The organism is Paracoccus acridae (genome assembly GCF_014642735.1).
Taxonomy (GTDB): Bacteria; Pseudomonadota; Alphaproteobacteria; order Rhodobacterales; family Rhodobacteraceae; genus Paracoccus; species Paracoccus acridae.
The window spans coordinates 1-15,483 of the sequence record NZ_BMIV01000015.1 but is presented as its reverse complement, the minus strand read 5'-3'; the positions used below and the strand labels follow the sequence as shown (position 1 = coordinate 15,483).

General features: G+C 62.2%; 14 protein-coding genes. 1 reads left to right on the top strand and 13 read right to left on the bottom strand.

Translation table 11 applies throughout. From position 1 onward, the window contains the following. Positions 1-56: 56 nt before the first annotated feature. The 4 genes from IEX25_RS16065 to IEX25_RS16050 are packed head-to-tail and all read right to left on the bottom strand — an operon-like array spanning position 57 to position 1,660. Complete coding sequence (locus tag IEX25_RS16065; protein ID WP_188716334.1) at positions 57-224, bottom strand: hypothetical protein; 168 nt, start codon at positions 222-224, stop codon at positions 57-59. Next, positions 221-400, bottom strand: coding sequence for a hypothetical protein (locus tag IEX25_RS16060; protein WP_188716332.1), 180 nt, complete (start codon positions 398-400; stop codon positions 221-223). The genes IEX25_RS16065 and IEX25_RS16060 overlap by 4 nt, the downstream gene beginning before the upstream one ends. Beyond that, a complete protein-coding gene (locus tag IEX25_RS16055) occupies positions 397-1,113 on the bottom strand; it encodes an ArdC family protein (RefSeq protein WP_188716330.1) in 717 nt (238 codons plus the stop codon). Before IEX25_RS16055 ends, IEX25_RS16060 begins: the two co-directional genes overlap by 4 nt. A 7-nt stretch (positions 1,114-1,120) precedes the next feature. Continuing rightward, a complete protein-coding gene (locus tag IEX25_RS16050; RefSeq protein ID WP_188716328.1) occupies positions 1,121-1,660 on the bottom strand; it encodes a hypothetical protein in 540 nt (179 codons plus the stop codon). Between the two features lie 803 nt (positions 1,661-2,463). Here IEX25_RS16050 and IEX25_RS16045 point away from each other — a divergent pair. Further along, positions 2,464-3,987, top strand: a complete 1,524-nt coding sequence (locus IEX25_RS16045; protein ID WP_229665335.1) for a S1 family peptidase — start codon at positions 2,464-2,466, stop codon at positions 3,985-3,987. Between the two features lie 116 nt (positions 3,988-4,103). On the opposite strand, the gene IEX25_RS16040 is transcribed toward IEX25_RS16045, so the two are convergent. The 9 genes from IEX25_RS16040 to IEX25_RS20155 all read right to left on the bottom strand — a co-directional run. Continuing rightward, positions 4,104-5,855: a restriction endonuclease subunit S gene (locus IEX25_RS16040; protein WP_188716324.1), complete on the bottom strand. Its 1,752-nt coding sequence runs from the start codon at positions 5,853-5,855 to the stop codon at positions 4,104-4,106. After that, entirely contained in the window at positions 5,852-7,300 is a 1,449-nt protein-coding gene (locus IEX25_RS16035) for a class I SAM-dependent DNA methyltransferase (protein WP_188716322.1), read from the bottom strand. The genes IEX25_RS16040 and IEX25_RS16035 overlap by 4 nt, the downstream gene beginning before the upstream one ends. A 3-nt stretch (positions 7,301-7,303) precedes the next feature. Next, on the bottom strand, positions 7,304-9,745 hold the full coding sequence (gene hsdR, locus IEX25_RS16030) for an EcoAI/FtnUII family type I restriction enzme subunit R (RefSeq protein ID WP_188716320.1): 2,442 nt from the start codon (positions 9,743-9,745) through the stop codon (positions 7,304-7,306). A 4-nt stretch (positions 9,746-9,749) separates the two neighbouring features. Next, positions 9,750-10,181: a type II toxin-antitoxin system VapC family toxin gene (locus IEX25_RS16025; RefSeq protein WP_188716319.1), complete on the bottom strand. Its 432-nt coding sequence runs from the start codon at positions 10,179-10,181 to the stop codon at positions 9,750-9,752. 11 nt (positions 10,182-10,192) lie between these two features. After that, on the bottom strand, positions 10,193-10,435 hold the full coding sequence (locus tag IEX25_RS16020) for a FitA-like ribbon-helix-helix domain-containing protein (RefSeq protein WP_188716317.1): 243 nt from the start codon (positions 10,433-10,435) through the stop codon (positions 10,193-10,195). A 312-nt stretch (positions 10,436-10,747) separates the two neighbouring features. Continuing rightward, entirely contained in the window at positions 10,748-12,112 is a 1,365-nt protein-coding gene (locus tag IEX25_RS16015) for a hypothetical protein (RefSeq protein WP_188716315.1), read from the bottom strand. 153 nt (positions 12,113-12,265) lie between these two features. After that, the gene (locus tag IEX25_RS16010; protein WP_188716313.1) at positions 12,266-13,123 is read right to left on the bottom strand and encodes an HNH endonuclease; all 858 of its coding nucleotides are present in this window, start codon (positions 13,121-13,123) and stop codon (positions 12,266-12,268) included. Positions 13,124-13,125: 2 nt separating this feature from the next. Next, a complete protein-coding gene (locus tag IEX25_RS16005; RefSeq protein WP_188716311.1) occupies positions 13,126-14,769 on the bottom strand; it encodes an AAA family ATPase in 1,644 nt (547 codons plus the stop codon). A gap of 379 nt (positions 14,770-15,148) precedes the next feature. Continuing rightward, a partial coding sequence (locus IEX25_RS20155; protein ID WP_229665330.1) for a hypothetical protein occupies positions 15,149-15,483 on the bottom strand: 335 nt, incomplete at its 5' end.

Here is a 15,483-nt window from a genome sequence, read left to right as displayed (position 1 = left end):
CCGCCTGGTCAACCAGATCGACACGGAAAAGCCCCCGCTGCTGCGGGGGCCGGGTGTCAGATCGCGCTGATAAGCCGTTCTCCGCGCGTGGGGTGCATTTCGTAAATCAGAACCTCGATGCCGAGGCGGGCGGCGCGGCGACTGCCGCGCAGCTCCGCTTCTGCCAAGGTCGCGCAGATGATGGGCAGGTCGTCGGGGTCGTCCCGGATCTCGTAGGTCGTCACAAGGAAACTCCCGGCTTGAGACTTCCGGCCGCGTCCAGCCAGCCGCGCGTGGCGGCGCAATCCATGCAGATGCAGGTGCCGGTTCCCTCGACCACGACCGGCGCGAGATAGACCCAAGGGTTGTTCCTGCCGCATTTGCGGCAGGACAGGACGGGCAGGGGGTGGGGGCCGCTCATGCGGCCGCCCCTTCTTCCTTCTCGGCGGGCTTGCCTTTTGCCAGCCATTCGGCGGCCTTCTGCGCCTCGCTGGCGGCTTTGAAGATCAGCCGCTTGTCGTCCGCCATAGCGCGCAACCAACTTTGGACATAAGCGCCGGACTGGTCAAAATCGGGGGTCAGGCCAAGCCGGGCGCAGGTCATGCAGTTGCCAATCTCGGCGATCAGTTCCTCGAACGCATAAGCCTTGCGGTCGTTGAAGCGGGAAAAGCGGTCAAGGCGGCTCTTGTGGCCGGTCCAGTGCGTGGCCTCATGGGCAAGCGTGGCATAGTAGCCTGCGGCGCTGTGGAACGTCGCAATCGGCGGCATGTGAATGAAGTCCTCGGCGGGGTTGTAGAAGGCTTGCGGCTCGTCACTGGTGCGAATGTCCGCGCCTGTGGCGGCGAAAAATGCGTCAAGGGCGGGGTCGGCCTCGGTGCCAAGGTCGCGGGCAGGCTCGGCGGGGGTGCCATAGTATTCGGCGGGCAATCCGTCGATCTGCTCGGCATTAAAGACCCGGTAGGCTTTCAGGTAGGGCAGGCGGCGTTCCTCGCCGGTGTCCGCGTCCTCGCGCTCAAAGGTGCCGTATTTGACAACGGTTGAGGATTTTTCACCCTTGCGGACCTGTCCGCCTGCTTCTTGGGCCTGCTTGTAGGTGAACCAGCGGGCGGCGCGGTTGGGGCGCTTGCGCCCCACCGGCCGGTCACTTCATGCCTTCGGGAAGCCATGCCGCGATCTTCGCGGCCTGTTCCTCGGTGACGGCAAGGGCGCTGCACAGATCCCCGTCGCCCCGGAACAAGGCTTCAAGCCGCTCGGCCTTTTCGCCCTTCTTCATCTTGGCGAAGGTGGTTGCGGTCAGATGCTCGGGGGCGAGGTCCAGCAGGTCGCGCCATAGGTCATCGAGATAGCCGCCAGCCACGCGGGAAAAGAAATTGGCGGCGGTCGGTGTCCAGACTTCGCGGATACTGGGCTGCGTTTCCTTGTCCAGCATGGCCGCCATGTCCGTGCTGCCACCGCGATAATGCGCGGCAAGGAAGCGGGCCAGTTCGCCCTTCACATGCTCTGCACCCTTCTTGCGAAAGGCCCGGAAGGACTTGGCATGATCCTTGCCAAACATATCGCGGGCCGGGTTGTCGGTCAGCCGCGCGTCAAGCTGGTAGCCGTTGGCCTCGGTTGACGGCCAGTTCGGAACGTCCTCGGTGGAGAGGCCAAACGGCTTTTCCCAACGCAGCGCATGGCTCAACTGATATCTGCGTCAGCGGTCCCGCCCGAAGGGACGAGATGGGCAGGGTAGGGTGACCAGAGCCGGCGGGCGAGGGACTGGCTCGGGACGAGACAGGCATCCGCGCGCCGCAGCCGAGAGCATCGCGCTGACCAGCTCGGGTGGAGGCCGGCTCGCCGGCCGGAACCGGGGACGCGACCCGAAGGGGGACGCCCTGTTTAGTCGAGGAACAGGGCTGAAACCTGCATCAGAAGACCGAGGCCGGCGGGCAGTATGAACCGAGTATCGTGTAAGCTCTGTGCGGCTTGCCCGAAGCGCTCACCGTGGCGCCCAGTTCGACACGCTGCGGCTGCATCTCGTCACGCTGGCCGCCATCATTGCCTTGTGGGCGTACTCGGTTGGGCTTGAACCGGGTGTTTGGCCAGTCTGGCTAACCGGGTCTCGGACCTGATCTGAATGAGTTGATCGTCATTGAGGAGGTTTTCGCATGCGTCGTCTTGCACTTGCCGCAGTCGGCATTGCCGGTATCGCCCTGCCGCCGCCAGCTCATGCCCAAGAACGCTGAGCCTCGCCCTTCGTGACTGACACGCAGAGTTATGGATCGGAAATCTGCGGCCGCTCGGACCGCGGTCGGGGGATTTCTGTTTCCTTGTTTCCTGCAACAATGACGGCAACACCGGCAAGGCGACATGCGTCTATGAGCGGCCCCATATCATAAGCGATATCTTTATGCAGTTTTGGCTAGGCTGCTTCATCCATGCCTTTGACAGTGCGCCAGGCGCGCATGACAATGGGGCGAAGGTAAAGCCATCTGCCGGGTGCGTATGCGCAAGATAGCCGCCATCAGTGTCGTGATCGGGATTGCCGCATCTCCGAGTCATTCCTTCACGGTTGAAGACATGTGGGGCGAGTTCGACGCCGCATCGCTCACCTATGATGAAAAGCGGTTTCTCCAGATCAGCCTCGCCTTTGAGGGCACCTACACTGCGCTGATGGACGGCGCATGGGGCAAGGGGAGCCAGCGCAGCTTGGAAGAGTGGGCGGTCCGGAACGATCTTGATCTGCCGGTGGAGAACTGGGAGGTCGTCCTGCTGGCGACCGGCGGCCTCGAGCGCTTCGAGGCCCAAGGCTGGGAACAGCGCTATTTCGAGCCCATGGATATGTCTTTCGCCGTCCCTGCAGGCCAGATGCAGGCCCAGCCGAGCAGCGACGCGTTCCTGAACTATGCCCACACGGCCAGTTCCCTGCGCTATTCCCTGACAATCGGAGATTTGCCCCAGGTCACGCAGATCCACAACTATGCCTTGGGAAGCGCCCTAGCCATCTCGACGCCCTACACGCTTCGCCGCGACGCCGTGCAGATCACCTCCGTCGAGCAGCCGGAAGGAAAACTGCTTTACGTCCGGTCCGACCTGCGCCGTGGCGGCTGGTCGACCATCGTCCTGTCCGTCCTTACAGGCGACCGCCACCTCCTGAATGCAGTATCCGGCAGCATTGCGAAGGGCCGTCCCGCGCCCTTCGATCTTCCCACAGGCGGAAAAATCGCTACAGGCATCGGCTCTATGGCGACGATTCTGAAGGAGCTCGAAGACGACAAGGCAGACGGTGGTGCTGACGCATTGACCATGGAGAGGGGCATGACCGTACCGCCTGCGGCGCCTGTCACCCCGCAGCAGCCTGTCGTGGCTGCCCCGCAGCCGATGCCAGCTGCACCTGCGGAGCCAACGAAGACGGGTAACGGCACGGGCTTCGTTGTCTCGGCAGAGGGTCATTTGCTGACGAATGCCCATGTCGTGGAAGGATGCGAAAGCCTGGAGGTCGCGGGCCATCCGGTCCAAGTGCTTTCGGTCGATGAAGGCTTTGATCTTGCCTTGCTGGGGGGTGCGCCTTTGTCAGCGGACGTTGCCGCGTTCGCGCCTCGCCCGGCATCCCTGAACGCGGACATCACCGTTGCAGGCTATCCCCTGAACGGCCTCCTGTCGGGACTGAACGTGACACGGGGCAGCGTGACGGGGCTGAAGGGACTGGGGGGCGATGCGACGACGATGCAGATATCGGCCCCGGTTCAGCCTGGCAACTCGGGCGGCCCGGCGGTCGATTCATCCGGCCGTGTGGTGGGTGTGGTCGTGGCCAAGCTGGATGCGAAGAGGGTGGCGGACGCGACCGGCGATATTCCCCAGAACGTGAACTTCGCGATCCGCGGCGAAATCGCCAAGCTGTTCCTGTTCCAGAACGGCGTGGAGCCGGTCATTGCAGAGGACCTGGCCCAACCGCTGGATCCGGTGGAAACGGCGCGCCATTTGGATCAGGTGACGCGCTTGGTGGAGTGTTTTGGAACGGTGCGGTGACGGTCATGGCGTGCCGCCGGGCCGATCCGCGACAGGCAAGGCTGGCCCGATCGGGAGGGCATAAGATGGCACTTTCGCTGGGCCGCAGCAGGCGGCGCGAAGCCGGGCAAGGGTGCCTACTCGGCCGCCGCCATCGTTCTGGCAGGCGGAGCGAGGGCTTCTTGCAGAAGCGCCTCGAGAAGGCGGGCTCGGGTAGTGTCGGCGGTGGTGAGGGCGGCCTCCAACCGATCGCAGAGGGCCATGAGGGCATCGACCTTGGCCACGATCCGCAGTTGTTCGGCGAGGGGTGGGAGCCAGAACGAAAGGTTGCCGACTTCTGTCAGGTTAACGTTTTTCAGCCCGACTGCTGAACGAATAGGGCGCTCTATCTGCTCCCGAACAGCGCCTGAGTTGAGGGCCAGCCAAATATAGCGAGAGTTGATGGCATCCCTGAGTGTTTGCAGGCGCACCAAATAACCGGCAAAGGCCATGCCAGCGGCTTCAGGCGGAACCACTGCTGCGCGCCCGACAATATCCAAGCTGCCGTTTGACCGGATCAGCAGAAGATCGTCTGCTTCCAGGGACAGCGCCTCGCGGTCTGCCTTGGAAAGCGGGCCGTGTTTCATGTCGTCGAGAACGACCTGCCCGCTCGACACGTTCGGAATCCTCAGAACTGGGACGAGCCGTTTGTCGTAGTCGCACTTGATCGACGTGCCATAGCGCATGGAGACGGCCACGTTGTCGAGGCGCACGGATGCCCAGCCTGTGGGAAAGTCGGCGTTCATGGTCTCTGCCTCGGCCGGAACTCCTTTTGCTCGGGCTCCTTTCCGACCTTTCGCATCGGCCTTTGCCGCTGCGATCCGCTTCAACAACTCCGACGCCGGTTCATCGGCCGGGTCCTGCTCCACCAGCTTCCCGCGGACGGCGAGATTGAGGATGGTCTGACGGAGGGGTTTAATCTGGTCGGGGCGGGTGGTGAGAGCGGGGAGCGTGGCAAGGGCGAAGCGGGCGTTGACCGGGAAATCCGCTGCATCCGCATCGGGCGCGGTCAGGCGGGCGAGGCTGGCGGCGGTCAGCCGGTCGCGGGTGGCCTCGCGCGCGGTGCAGGCCGTCTCCAGCCGGTCCAGAAGCGCCATCAGCTCCTCCACCTTCGCCACGATCCGCCGCTGCTCGGCGAGGGGTGGGAGGGGAAGGGCAACGGTGTGCAAGTCGCCGAGGTTCAGCTTGTTAGTATGGGTCCCGCCGCCGATCTTGATTCGATCGAACTCGTCCTCAACGAACGGTGAGTTGAGCAGAAGGCGAAAGAACTCCGGCAACAGATTCTGATGGTCAAAGCGGATGAGGCCAACGCTTACGAATAAACTGAACTCGACATCCGTATCGACGAGGACGGCCTTTCCCAAGGTGCCGATGCGTCCCAAGAGAATGTCGCCTCGCCGCGCATCGCAGCGTTGGTAGAGCACCTGATGCTCTGATTCAGGGATGAACCTCGTATTGCTCAAATCGAGTTTGCCACCACTGAAATCCTTTACGCTGACGAAGGGCACGCCTTTTTCAACGTAGGTCGGCGTCTTGTGCGCACCGTCTGTAATCTTCATGGAAACGGTGCCAAGCTCGGTCAGCCCCCAGCCTGTCGGAAGTGTGAAATCAAGCGGTTCACTTCTTTCTCGGGCCTGCAGCTTGCGAACCTTCATCTCCCCAGCCTTCACTAGCCGCGCCTTCTCCGCCGCAATCCGCTTCAGCAACTCCGACGCGGGTTCGTCGCTCGCGTCCTGCGCCACCAGCTTCCCCCGCACGGCGAGGTCCAAGACGAAACGGCGCAGGCGGGGAACCGCGTCGGGAGCCTCGGCCACCCGTTCGTAGAGGGTAAGCAGCCGTTCCGCGTTCATCGGACAAGCGCCTCGAACAGGATCGTCTTCAACTGGTCACGGATTGCCGCCACCTCGCTCTCGGCGGCGGTCAGGTCCTCCAGCAATGTCTCGGGGTCGCCGTGATCCTCTGCCACCGTGTAGGGGTTCCTGATGTCGAGGTTGTAGCCACGTGCCTTCACCTCCTCGGCGCTGACCTTCCAAGCGCGCTCGGTCTCCTGCCGCTCCTCGCGGCGCGGCCCGCCCCACCAGGCGGCGCAGTCCGCCAGATGCTCCAGCCGGATGGGCCGGGTCATGGAATAGGCCTTCTGCCCCTCGGGCACCTGATGCTCCCAGAACCAGATGTCCCTGGTGGGCGCGCCCTTCTCGAAGAACAGCAGGTTGGTGCCAATCGAGGCATAGGGTCGGAAGACCGAGTTCGGCAGGCGCACGATGGTGTGGAGATTGCATTCCTCCATCAGGTGCTCCTTGAGCCGAGTCTTCACACCCTCGCCGAAGAGCGAGCCGTCAGGCAGCACCACCGCCGCGCGGCCGCCGGGCCGCAGCAGGCGGATGATCAGGGCGAGGAACAGATCGGCGGTCTCGCGCGTGCGGAAGTGCTGGGGAAAGTTCGACTCGATCCCGTCCTCCTCGCGTCCCCCGAAGGGCGGGTTCGAGAGCACGATGTCCACCCGCTCGTCCTTGCCCCAGGAGATGTAGGGACGCGCCAGCGTGTTGTCGTGGCGCAGAAAGGACGGATCCTCGATGCCGTGCAAAAGCATGTTGGTAACGGCCAGCATGTGGGGAAGCTGCTTCTTCTCGACCGCGCGCAGGCTGGCTTGCAGTTTCGCCTCGTCCTCGGGGCGCTTGACGGAATGCTCGCGCATGTGGCGGATGGCGCAGGTCAGAAAGCCGCCCGTGCCGCAGGCAGGATCGAACAGGATCTCGCCGGGCTTGGGGTCGGTCATCTGCACCATGAAAGCGGTAACGGCGCGAGGGGTGTAGTATTCACCCGCGTTGCCCGCTGATTGCAGGTCGTTCAACAGCTGTTCGTAAATGTCCCCGAAATGCTGGCGCTCGGAAAGGTTGTTGAAATCGACGTTGTTAATGCGGTTGACCACCTGCCGCATCAGCTGCCCGGACTTCATGTAGTTGTAGGCGTCCTCGAACACGTCGCGTACGGTGCGCGCGCGGGGCGTGGCAGGCGCCAGGATCTTCAGCGACGGGAAGAGGTCGCCGTTGATGAAGGCCAGCAGATCCTCACCCGTGATCCCTTCGGGGTCTGCGGCCCAGTTGCGCCATTGCAGGCGAGCAGGGATGGGCGAGCGGTAGTCTCCCTTCAGGAGTTCGAGCTCCTGATCCTGATCGTCGATGATCTTGAGAAAGAACATCCAGGTCAGCTGGCTGATGCGTTGCGCATCGCCATCGACGCCGGTGTCCTGACGCATGATGTCCTGGATGGATTTGACGAGGGTGCGGACGGACATGGGTCAGGCGGTATCCTTGTAGAGTTCGGACTGCAGGCCGTGGACGGCCTCTTCGAAGCCGGGTTTTCCCCCGAAAGCCCGGATGAGTTCAATGGGGGTGCCAAGGGCCGAGAAGGGCGCGATGCGCAGCACGTTGGCGTCGTCGAGGTTCAGCACGCCCTCGTCGGCATATTTGGCGAGCAGCGCGTCGAGGACGGCACGGGCCTTGTCGCCATAGCGGGTGAAGGCGTCGCGTTTCCTGACGTTCTCGGCACGCTCGCGGCGGGTCAGCGTCTTGGCGTCGAAGGCGATGTGGCAGATCAGATCGAAGGGATCGAGATCGCGGCCCAGTTCCTCCCGGATCGGATCGAGCGGCAGGCCCTCGGCCGCTAGTTCCTCCAGGAGGGCGCCCTTGCGCTCGGCCCCGTTCCAGCGTTTCAGGAAATCATCAAGGCTAGCAAAGCGCTTGCGCAGGGCGCGCTTGGTGTAATCGCGCAGCGACTCGGTGACGAGCCTGCCGTTCTCGTCGAGATACTCGATCCGCTCGGCCACGATGGTGGCGCCCACGCCATCGACATAGACCTTCTTCTGCGGACCGCGAGGCGGCGGCGGCAGCCCCGGTTCATCGACGATGGTCTCGTCTTCATCAGGAGTGTCGGGCAGGGGTTCGCCGTCCTCGTCGGTCGGCGGGGCGTCTGGTGGGTCCATGGACCCGTCGTCCTGCGGTTCGTAGATCTGCACCGGCTCGCCATCGAATGCCGGGTCCGCGAAATGGCTGGATGCGCCACGGAAATCGAGGAGTGTGAAGTAGTATTTGCACGTGTCCTCGTGCACCCGGGTACCGCGGCCGACGATCTGCTTGAACTCGGTCATCGAGCCCACCTCGCGATCGAGCACGATCAACCGGCAGGTCTGCGCGTCCACGCCGGTCGAGAGAAGCCGCGAGGTGGTGACGAGCACCGGCCAGCGGCATTCTGGATCTATGAAGTTCCCAAGCTGGGCCTGGCCCTCAGGGTCGCCGCCGGTGATGCGCATGACGTAGCGCGCATTCTCGGCGACAAGATCGGCATTCTCGTTGATCAGTGCCCGGCGCATGCGGTCCGCGTGTTCCTGATCGACACAGAACACGATGGTTTTCTGGTAGCGATCACCGCTTTCCTTCAGGAATTGCGTGACCTTCTGCGCCACAAGCTTGGTGCGGTCATCAATGACCAGGGCGCGGTCGAAATCCTTGGTGTTGTAGATGCGGTCCTCGACTTCGATCCCGTCACGGTCGAGCTGGCCCTTCTCGGGACGGTACCCTGCCACGTCGCGGTCGATGTGGACCTTGACAACCTTGTAGGGCGCCAGGAAGCCGTCGCGGATGCCCTGCTTCAGGGAATAGCTGAACACCGGATCGCCGAAATAGGCGATGTTGGAGACATATTCCGTTTCCTTCGGCGTGGCGGTCAGGCCGATCTGGGTAGCGGAGGAGAAGTAGTCGAGGATCTCGCGCCAGGCCGAGTCTTCGGCAGCGCTGCCGCGGTGGCATTCGTCAATGACGATCAGGTCGAAGAAGTCGGGCGAGAACTCGCGAAAGAGCTTCTGCCGCTCTTCGGGGCCGGTGATCGCCTGGTAGAGCCCCAGATAAACCTCATAGGCGGTGTCGATGCGGCGTTTCTTGTCGAGACCGAGGGTCAGATCCTCCGTGCTGCCGTCTTGCCGTCCAATTGTCTTGGCCTTGGTCGAGAGCTTGGCCATGGTGCCGCCGAACGGACGGAAGTCGTTGACCATGGTCTGGTCGATCAGGATATTGCGGTCGGCCAGGAACAGAATGCGCTTCTTCTCGCCGGCCTTCCACAGGCGCCAGATGATCTGGAACGCAGTGTAGGTCTTGCCCGTACCCGTCGCCATGACGAGCAGCACGCGGTCCTGCCCCTTGGCGATGGCCTCGATGGCGGCATTGACCGCATTGACCTGGTAGTAGCGCGGGGCTTTTCCGCTACCGTCGTCGTAGTAGTCCTGCAAGACCACCTGTTCTGCCGCCTTGTCGAGGCCCTTCCAGGCGCAGTAGCGCGCCCAAAGATCGGCGGGAGAGGGAAAGGCTTCGAGCGGCAACGTCGTCTCGCGCGGATCGCTGGCGCCGGTCCGATCATGGAACACAAACCCGTCCCCATTCGAAGAAAAGACGAAAGGGATGTTCAGCGCCTCGGCATAGTCCAGGGCCTGCTGGATGCCGTCGCCCACGCTGTGGGTGTTGTCCTTGGCCTCGATCAGCGCAATGGGCAGGTTGGGCTTGTAGGACAGGATGTAATCGGCGCGTTTGCCCTGACCACGGGTCACGAGCTTGCCGCGCACGATGATCCGGCCCTTGGTAAAGCCCACCTCCTCGCGGATCTGCGCCATCTCGTCCCAGCCTGCCATGCGGAGCGCGGGCGTGATGAACTTGGTGCAGATGTCGCGTTCCGAAAGGCTGCGCTTGTCCACGGGCTCAGGCTCCGGCGTCAGATTGCCAGGGATCGACCACAGCGATGCCGCAATTTTCGAAGTCGGTCACGTTGCGGGTGGCCATGACGGCGCCATGAGCGCGGGCCGTGGCTGCAATCTGGCAATCGGGAAAGCTGATCGGCCGGCCGACGGCCTGCCGGTTGACGAAAATGGCGGCAAAGGCGACGGCCGCGGCGCTGTCGAAGGGCAGCACCCGGCCTACGAAGTCCTCGGAGATCATGGCGTCGATCTCCGCGACCAGACGCTCACGCCGCTTGCCTGCGGGAAGGGCTGCCGCCCCACGCCGCAACTCGGCCTCGACAACGGCGCTAAGATGGAGGGCTGCAGCGGTCTGATGCCCGAACCACGCCAGAACGGTCGGGGAAGGTTTCGGACGCATCAGTTCGGAAATGACGTTGGTGTCGATCAAGATCATGGACGTGCGGATCAGTCGAAGCGCGGCGGCTCGGGCATGGGCTCACGGGGCGGCAGCTCAAGCTCCACCCCGCCTAGGGCGGCAAACCGGCGATGGATCACCTCGCCCAAATTTGCGGCCGGTGTCGGCTTGCCCACTGCTTTGCGCAGAATGTCGCGCGCCTCTTCTTCCATGGACCGGCCATGCTCGGCCGCCTGGACCCGTAAACGGTGCTTCAGGTGATCGTCGAGATTGCGGATGGTGATGCTGGCCATGATGATCCCCTCCTACACTGGAAGTGTAAGCATCGATTGCATCGCAATCAACCGGTTCTTGCTGAAACAGCTTGGCTAGCCCAGATGTCAGCCTTCCTACCGTTTACTGGACATTCAGCCTGCACATGCAAGAATGACTTATCGAACTCCTCCCGATTGAAGCGCAACCGTTAAAAAGGGCGGAAAGGAGCCCGATGGAGGTACGGCATAATAACTGACACGATTGCGGAAGTTGTCGCTCGGGCAGCCCGCGGCGAGAAACGAGGTTCAGCCTTCCGCGATGGAGGGGGTTCATTAAGTGCCGCGGGCAGATCACCGCCAATGTGGTCCATCCTTGGTCGACGCGTTCGGTGTCAGAACGAGAAAGCCCTCCGGGAGCGGTGGTGAGGATTTGGCTCGGATCGGTATCAGCGTCCGCGTTTCGTCAAATGCCCAAGCTTCGTCTGGCGGAGACTCTGGCGCGAGGAAATGCACGTAGGCATATTCCAGCGCTACATCCTTCGGATCGAAGTTCTTCAAAGACTCCTCAATCCGGGCGAGACGAAGTTCCTCTACGTAGTTTCCTTCGACCGCCTCGAAGCCGACATGGACAATCCCGGGTCGATCCTTCGGCAGCTGGCCAGTGCCGTCGGCGACCTTGCGTAGGACGTCCCTTGCGCGGCCGGATATCGAAGCTTCGGACTTGGGAGTCCACTCAAAAAGGGCTGCGAAGTCACAGTCCTCTATGTATCGGGGATTGTCGGAGGGCTTCATCCTGCAGATTGAGACAACACTCTGGTGCCTGATATAGCGTCCGGTGAGGAGCTCCTGCAGGCGGCTACCATTCGCCAAAATCAGGTTGTCACGCAGTACTTCCCTCGCAGGGGCCAGGTCGAGATCACCAATCTTGCCGCGACCGTGCTCATCCTCCCACTCTAAGGCAAGCTGTCCGGAGTTGATCCAGGCACGGGTCTTCATGGTAACATAGTCTTCCGCAACCGCCTCGAGTGGAGAGAAAAACTCTACGCTCGCCATGGCGCTTCTTGCGAGGCCGACCAGTAGCCTCGCACTGTCGTGCCACAGTTTTCTGGCAAGGGTGCGTTCCTTCTCGCCATATTCACTTGTCTCCATACGTTTGCACTCGATCGCATAGATGCGGCCATTGATCTCTGCGTCTAGGTCGTGTGTCCTCGGGCCACCGGGGGCCTCGGGCACAAAACTGACCTTTGCCCCCGCCCGAGCGTAGGCGGCAGCAACTAGAAGTTCGAACAGAGGGCCATTGGGCTGGGCCTTTTCGGCTCTCACCATTCGTCGGATCCTGCCGTCGATCCCTTCCACTTTGCGCAATACATCAATGTTTCTGCCGATCGCCATAAATATCGGAACTACCCGTGATCCGAATGTCGGCTCATAGTTCCAGATGTGATCTATTGACGCCTCTGCGAGAAAAAGCTGCCAAGCGAAAGCGTCCTTGGTATCAAAAAGCCTACCAACCGTGTCAAGTCTGGGACCGTTGATTGCCATATCATAAAGGCGGTGAGCGACCGAATGACGGCGTGTGCGCCACTCCTTCTCAGGAATGAAGGATCTGAACCATTCCACCGCCAGGCGAACCTCAGGATTATCTGGGAACTTATCTGGCCGGGGACTGTCAAACTCAAAAAAGTCCTCAGGTATCTTAAACTCACTGCGGGCCATGCGAAACTTTCTTACATACCAATGCGGATTTTATAGGTGCCCCAAAGGGAGCCACCAATCGCCGATGGTCGGCGTCCGCGAATCTAATGAAGGAAGATAGGGCACAACAGTTTCCAGATTGACCGGTTGGCGATGTTGATTTTGGCGCGTTTGTCATGCCGGGTTCATCGCGGGCGGGGGCTTGTCGAGGTAGGTCCAAGGGTCGTCAAGAAAGGCATCGCAGGCCGCGAGGCCCCGGAAGAGGGCGGCCCGCCAGTGGTTCAGCCCGAAGTCTTCGTCCAGCGTGTCGGCACCATCAAGCAGGAACTGCCGAAGGAGGTTACGCTCCCCTGGCTTGTCTCGAAACAGCCGGAGCGCGACCTTTTGGCTGAAGATGAAGATGTTGATGGCACCCGGGTGTCGCTCGGTGAGCCTTATGCGTTCGAGCTGGAACGTCAGTCGGTCGGCAAGTGCCGGCGATAGGCCTGCTGGGTCAATCGAGAATGCCACTTTGAGCGAACCATCCGCATACGTCACGTTCGCCTTGAGGAACGTGACGGAGGGGATCTCCTGGAAGTACGCGTGGATCATCCCTTGGCCGGCCAGTGCTGCCAGCGTCCCCTTCGCCCTGTTGCAGGGCTGGCAGCTGGGTACGAGGTTGCGAGGATTGATGGCGAGCGCTCGATAGTCATCCTTTGGCAGATGGTGGTCTAGCGTCGTGGCGTCACCTGATCCGCACAGCGGGCATTCCATGACCGCGCTGAGAAGACGACTGCGGAGTGAAGCAAGCCGCTGGCCCTTCTGTACTTGATTGTAGGCGCCGTGCAGCGCGTCAGCGCAGCCAGCGAGCGCCAAGGGCAGCAGCGCCGTGTCTGGCTCGCCGAGCCGCTGGTCGTACTCGGCATAGAGGCTGTGGATGCCGGCGCGCTCCGCGGCGCTCAGGTCGTAAACCTTGTCGCCGTTCTTCAGCGTCAGCGCCGTATCCAGCTGATCATTAATGTCCCCAACATCCGGTAACCTCACCTTCCACATCGTCAGGCTACTCGCGTGGCGACGAGGCTCATGACGTAGGCACGGGCCTGAAGGCTGAGGCCGCGGTCGAAGCGCCCGTCGATCTGTTCCGTCGTTAGGCCCGCATCGACCATCGCCTTGAGCGTTGCATGGAAGTCCGTGGCTCCGGGATGAAGCCGGAACACCTCGTCCGTGATCTCGCCGATGCTCTCCCCATAGGTTTCGATGCGCGGCGCGAGGATGGTGATCTCGTCGCCGACCCGGTTCACTACCGACACATGCCGTCCGAGCGTTTCCTGCACGACGACTGGGGAGTGCGTGGCGACCACTGCGAATGCGTCGTTCGCCTCCAGCACCAGTCGCACCGAATGCATGAACGCCGCAAGGAGCGGCGGGTGCAGGTGGCTTTCAGGCTCGTCGATGAGGACGATCGACTTGCGTTCTGTTCGCGCAACGAGGGTCGTGGTCGCGTGCATCACAATCTTCAGGCCGGTGCTCCAGCCCATGAATGTGGACTTTGGCTCAAGCGCCAGCAGTTCCATGGGCGATTGGTCCGGGATATCCGAAAAGGACGGGTCAGCGAGCAGGGGGCGGAGGACCCTCAGCAGCAGCATGGACCGGCCCGCATCGAAGATCGCTTGGACAGTCCGAGCATATTCGTCGGCGAGCTGCTCCGCAGACTTTAGTCGGGTCCTAGCTTGGCGGTCGAGTGCGATGCGGTCATCGAGTGCGCCCGAGCGGGCGTCGATCGCGTCCCCCTCGCTCTCAAGACTTTCCTCTAGCTCGGCTGCAATGTCGCGCAACCCGGCGAATGAGTAGCGTCCGGTCCCCGCCCGGAGATCCTTGGCGATTTGGCGGCGCTCCTCAACCCCGACGCCCGGCACCTGAAAGGTGTCGAACGCGCTATAGGCGACCGTCACGACCCGGCTGAACCCAATGCCCGGCGGCTCGATGTTCCCAAGCCGAGAGATCGCCTCGGAACGGCGATCGCGCTGCGATGCGTGGAGGACACGTGCGAGCCTGGCCATCAGGGTGCTCTTCCCGGACCCGTTCCTCCCCGTAAGGACCGCCACTCGTTCCGGCAGCTTGCTCTTTGCCGCATCGAAGCCAATTTCCCAGAGCCCTTCCTGTGCCGGTGCCGCGAAGTCCAGACTCAGCGGCGCCTGCCATCCTGCGACCCTGAAGGTCATGTTGAGGCCCATCGAAGGCAGGGAGTCGTAGTCCCGCTCGAGCAACGTCCGTGCGAGGGGCACGTAACTGTCGAGGTCGAGGTCGCGTGTCACTGAGACGCCCCAGCCTCTCTCCTGCTCGAAGGTTTTCGCGTGAAGCGGGTCGGCGAGGGCGTCGCGGAAGAACACCAAAAGGAAGCTGCGCAGCTCCTCAGGGAACGCAGCGAGGCGCTCGTAGTAGTCTAAGGACTGGCCGAGCGAGCAGAACTCCTCACCCAGCGGTTCTAGTAGCCCCTCCGGCAGCACGCCAACCGGTGTCTCCACCTGACCCCGCTGCAGGATTTTGATGTTACCGACGAAGGCATCTTGGCCCTCCGCGAAGCAATAGACGTGGTATTGCGTCTTGAAGCCGAAATCGTCCCAGGCATCCCGTTGCAAAACGATGTCCGCGAGGGCCGGGGGCGTCCCCCTGGACGGCTTGACAACAACGACCTTCATGATGTGGCTCTCTTCTGCTGCGGAGCTTGGCTTCGAGGCGATTAGCAGGAGCGCCAACCGCGGCATATGGCACCTTGGTGGCAAGCTACGCAGAGCGGGCGCGGCAGACAAGATTCGAACGCTACACTGTGGCAGCCTCGGATATCACGGGACGCTCTGTCACACTAGACGCCCCCTCACTGCAAAACATACCGGACCAGTCAAGTGAGACGTGGCTTGTTTCGCTTTTCTCAAGCAGAGACAGGCTTCGCGACACTAACTCACTCGGCCATGCTGGGCGTCCGCAAGGGGATCCCCTTGCGGATACATGGAAATTAAAACGAGCTTCAGCAGCGTATGGCAGAACTGATCCAGGTCTGACGCTCGATCCACCTGGCGCCTAGAGCGACACCGCGCGTTGATCGGCGTGGCGGCAAGCCCATCGCCTGACGTGCCACTCAGGATTGTCCTGCTGCCAGGGGGCAATGACTGTCTGACCGCTGATCATGCAGGTCATCAGCGAGACCTCGCGGCCATCGAACAGGAGGGAGAAGTCCTTGCAGACCGGACCGGTGGACAGACAGGCCGAAATCAAAAGCTCAATCATGACGGTAATCCTCAACCAGACCTGCCCAACAGCAGGGCGGGCGATGTTTAAAGGGCACTCTTGGGAAGCCGCGTCCAACTTGCGTCCGGTGCGGCGTGGCGACTGGAACAGGCCACTCCAGCAGGATG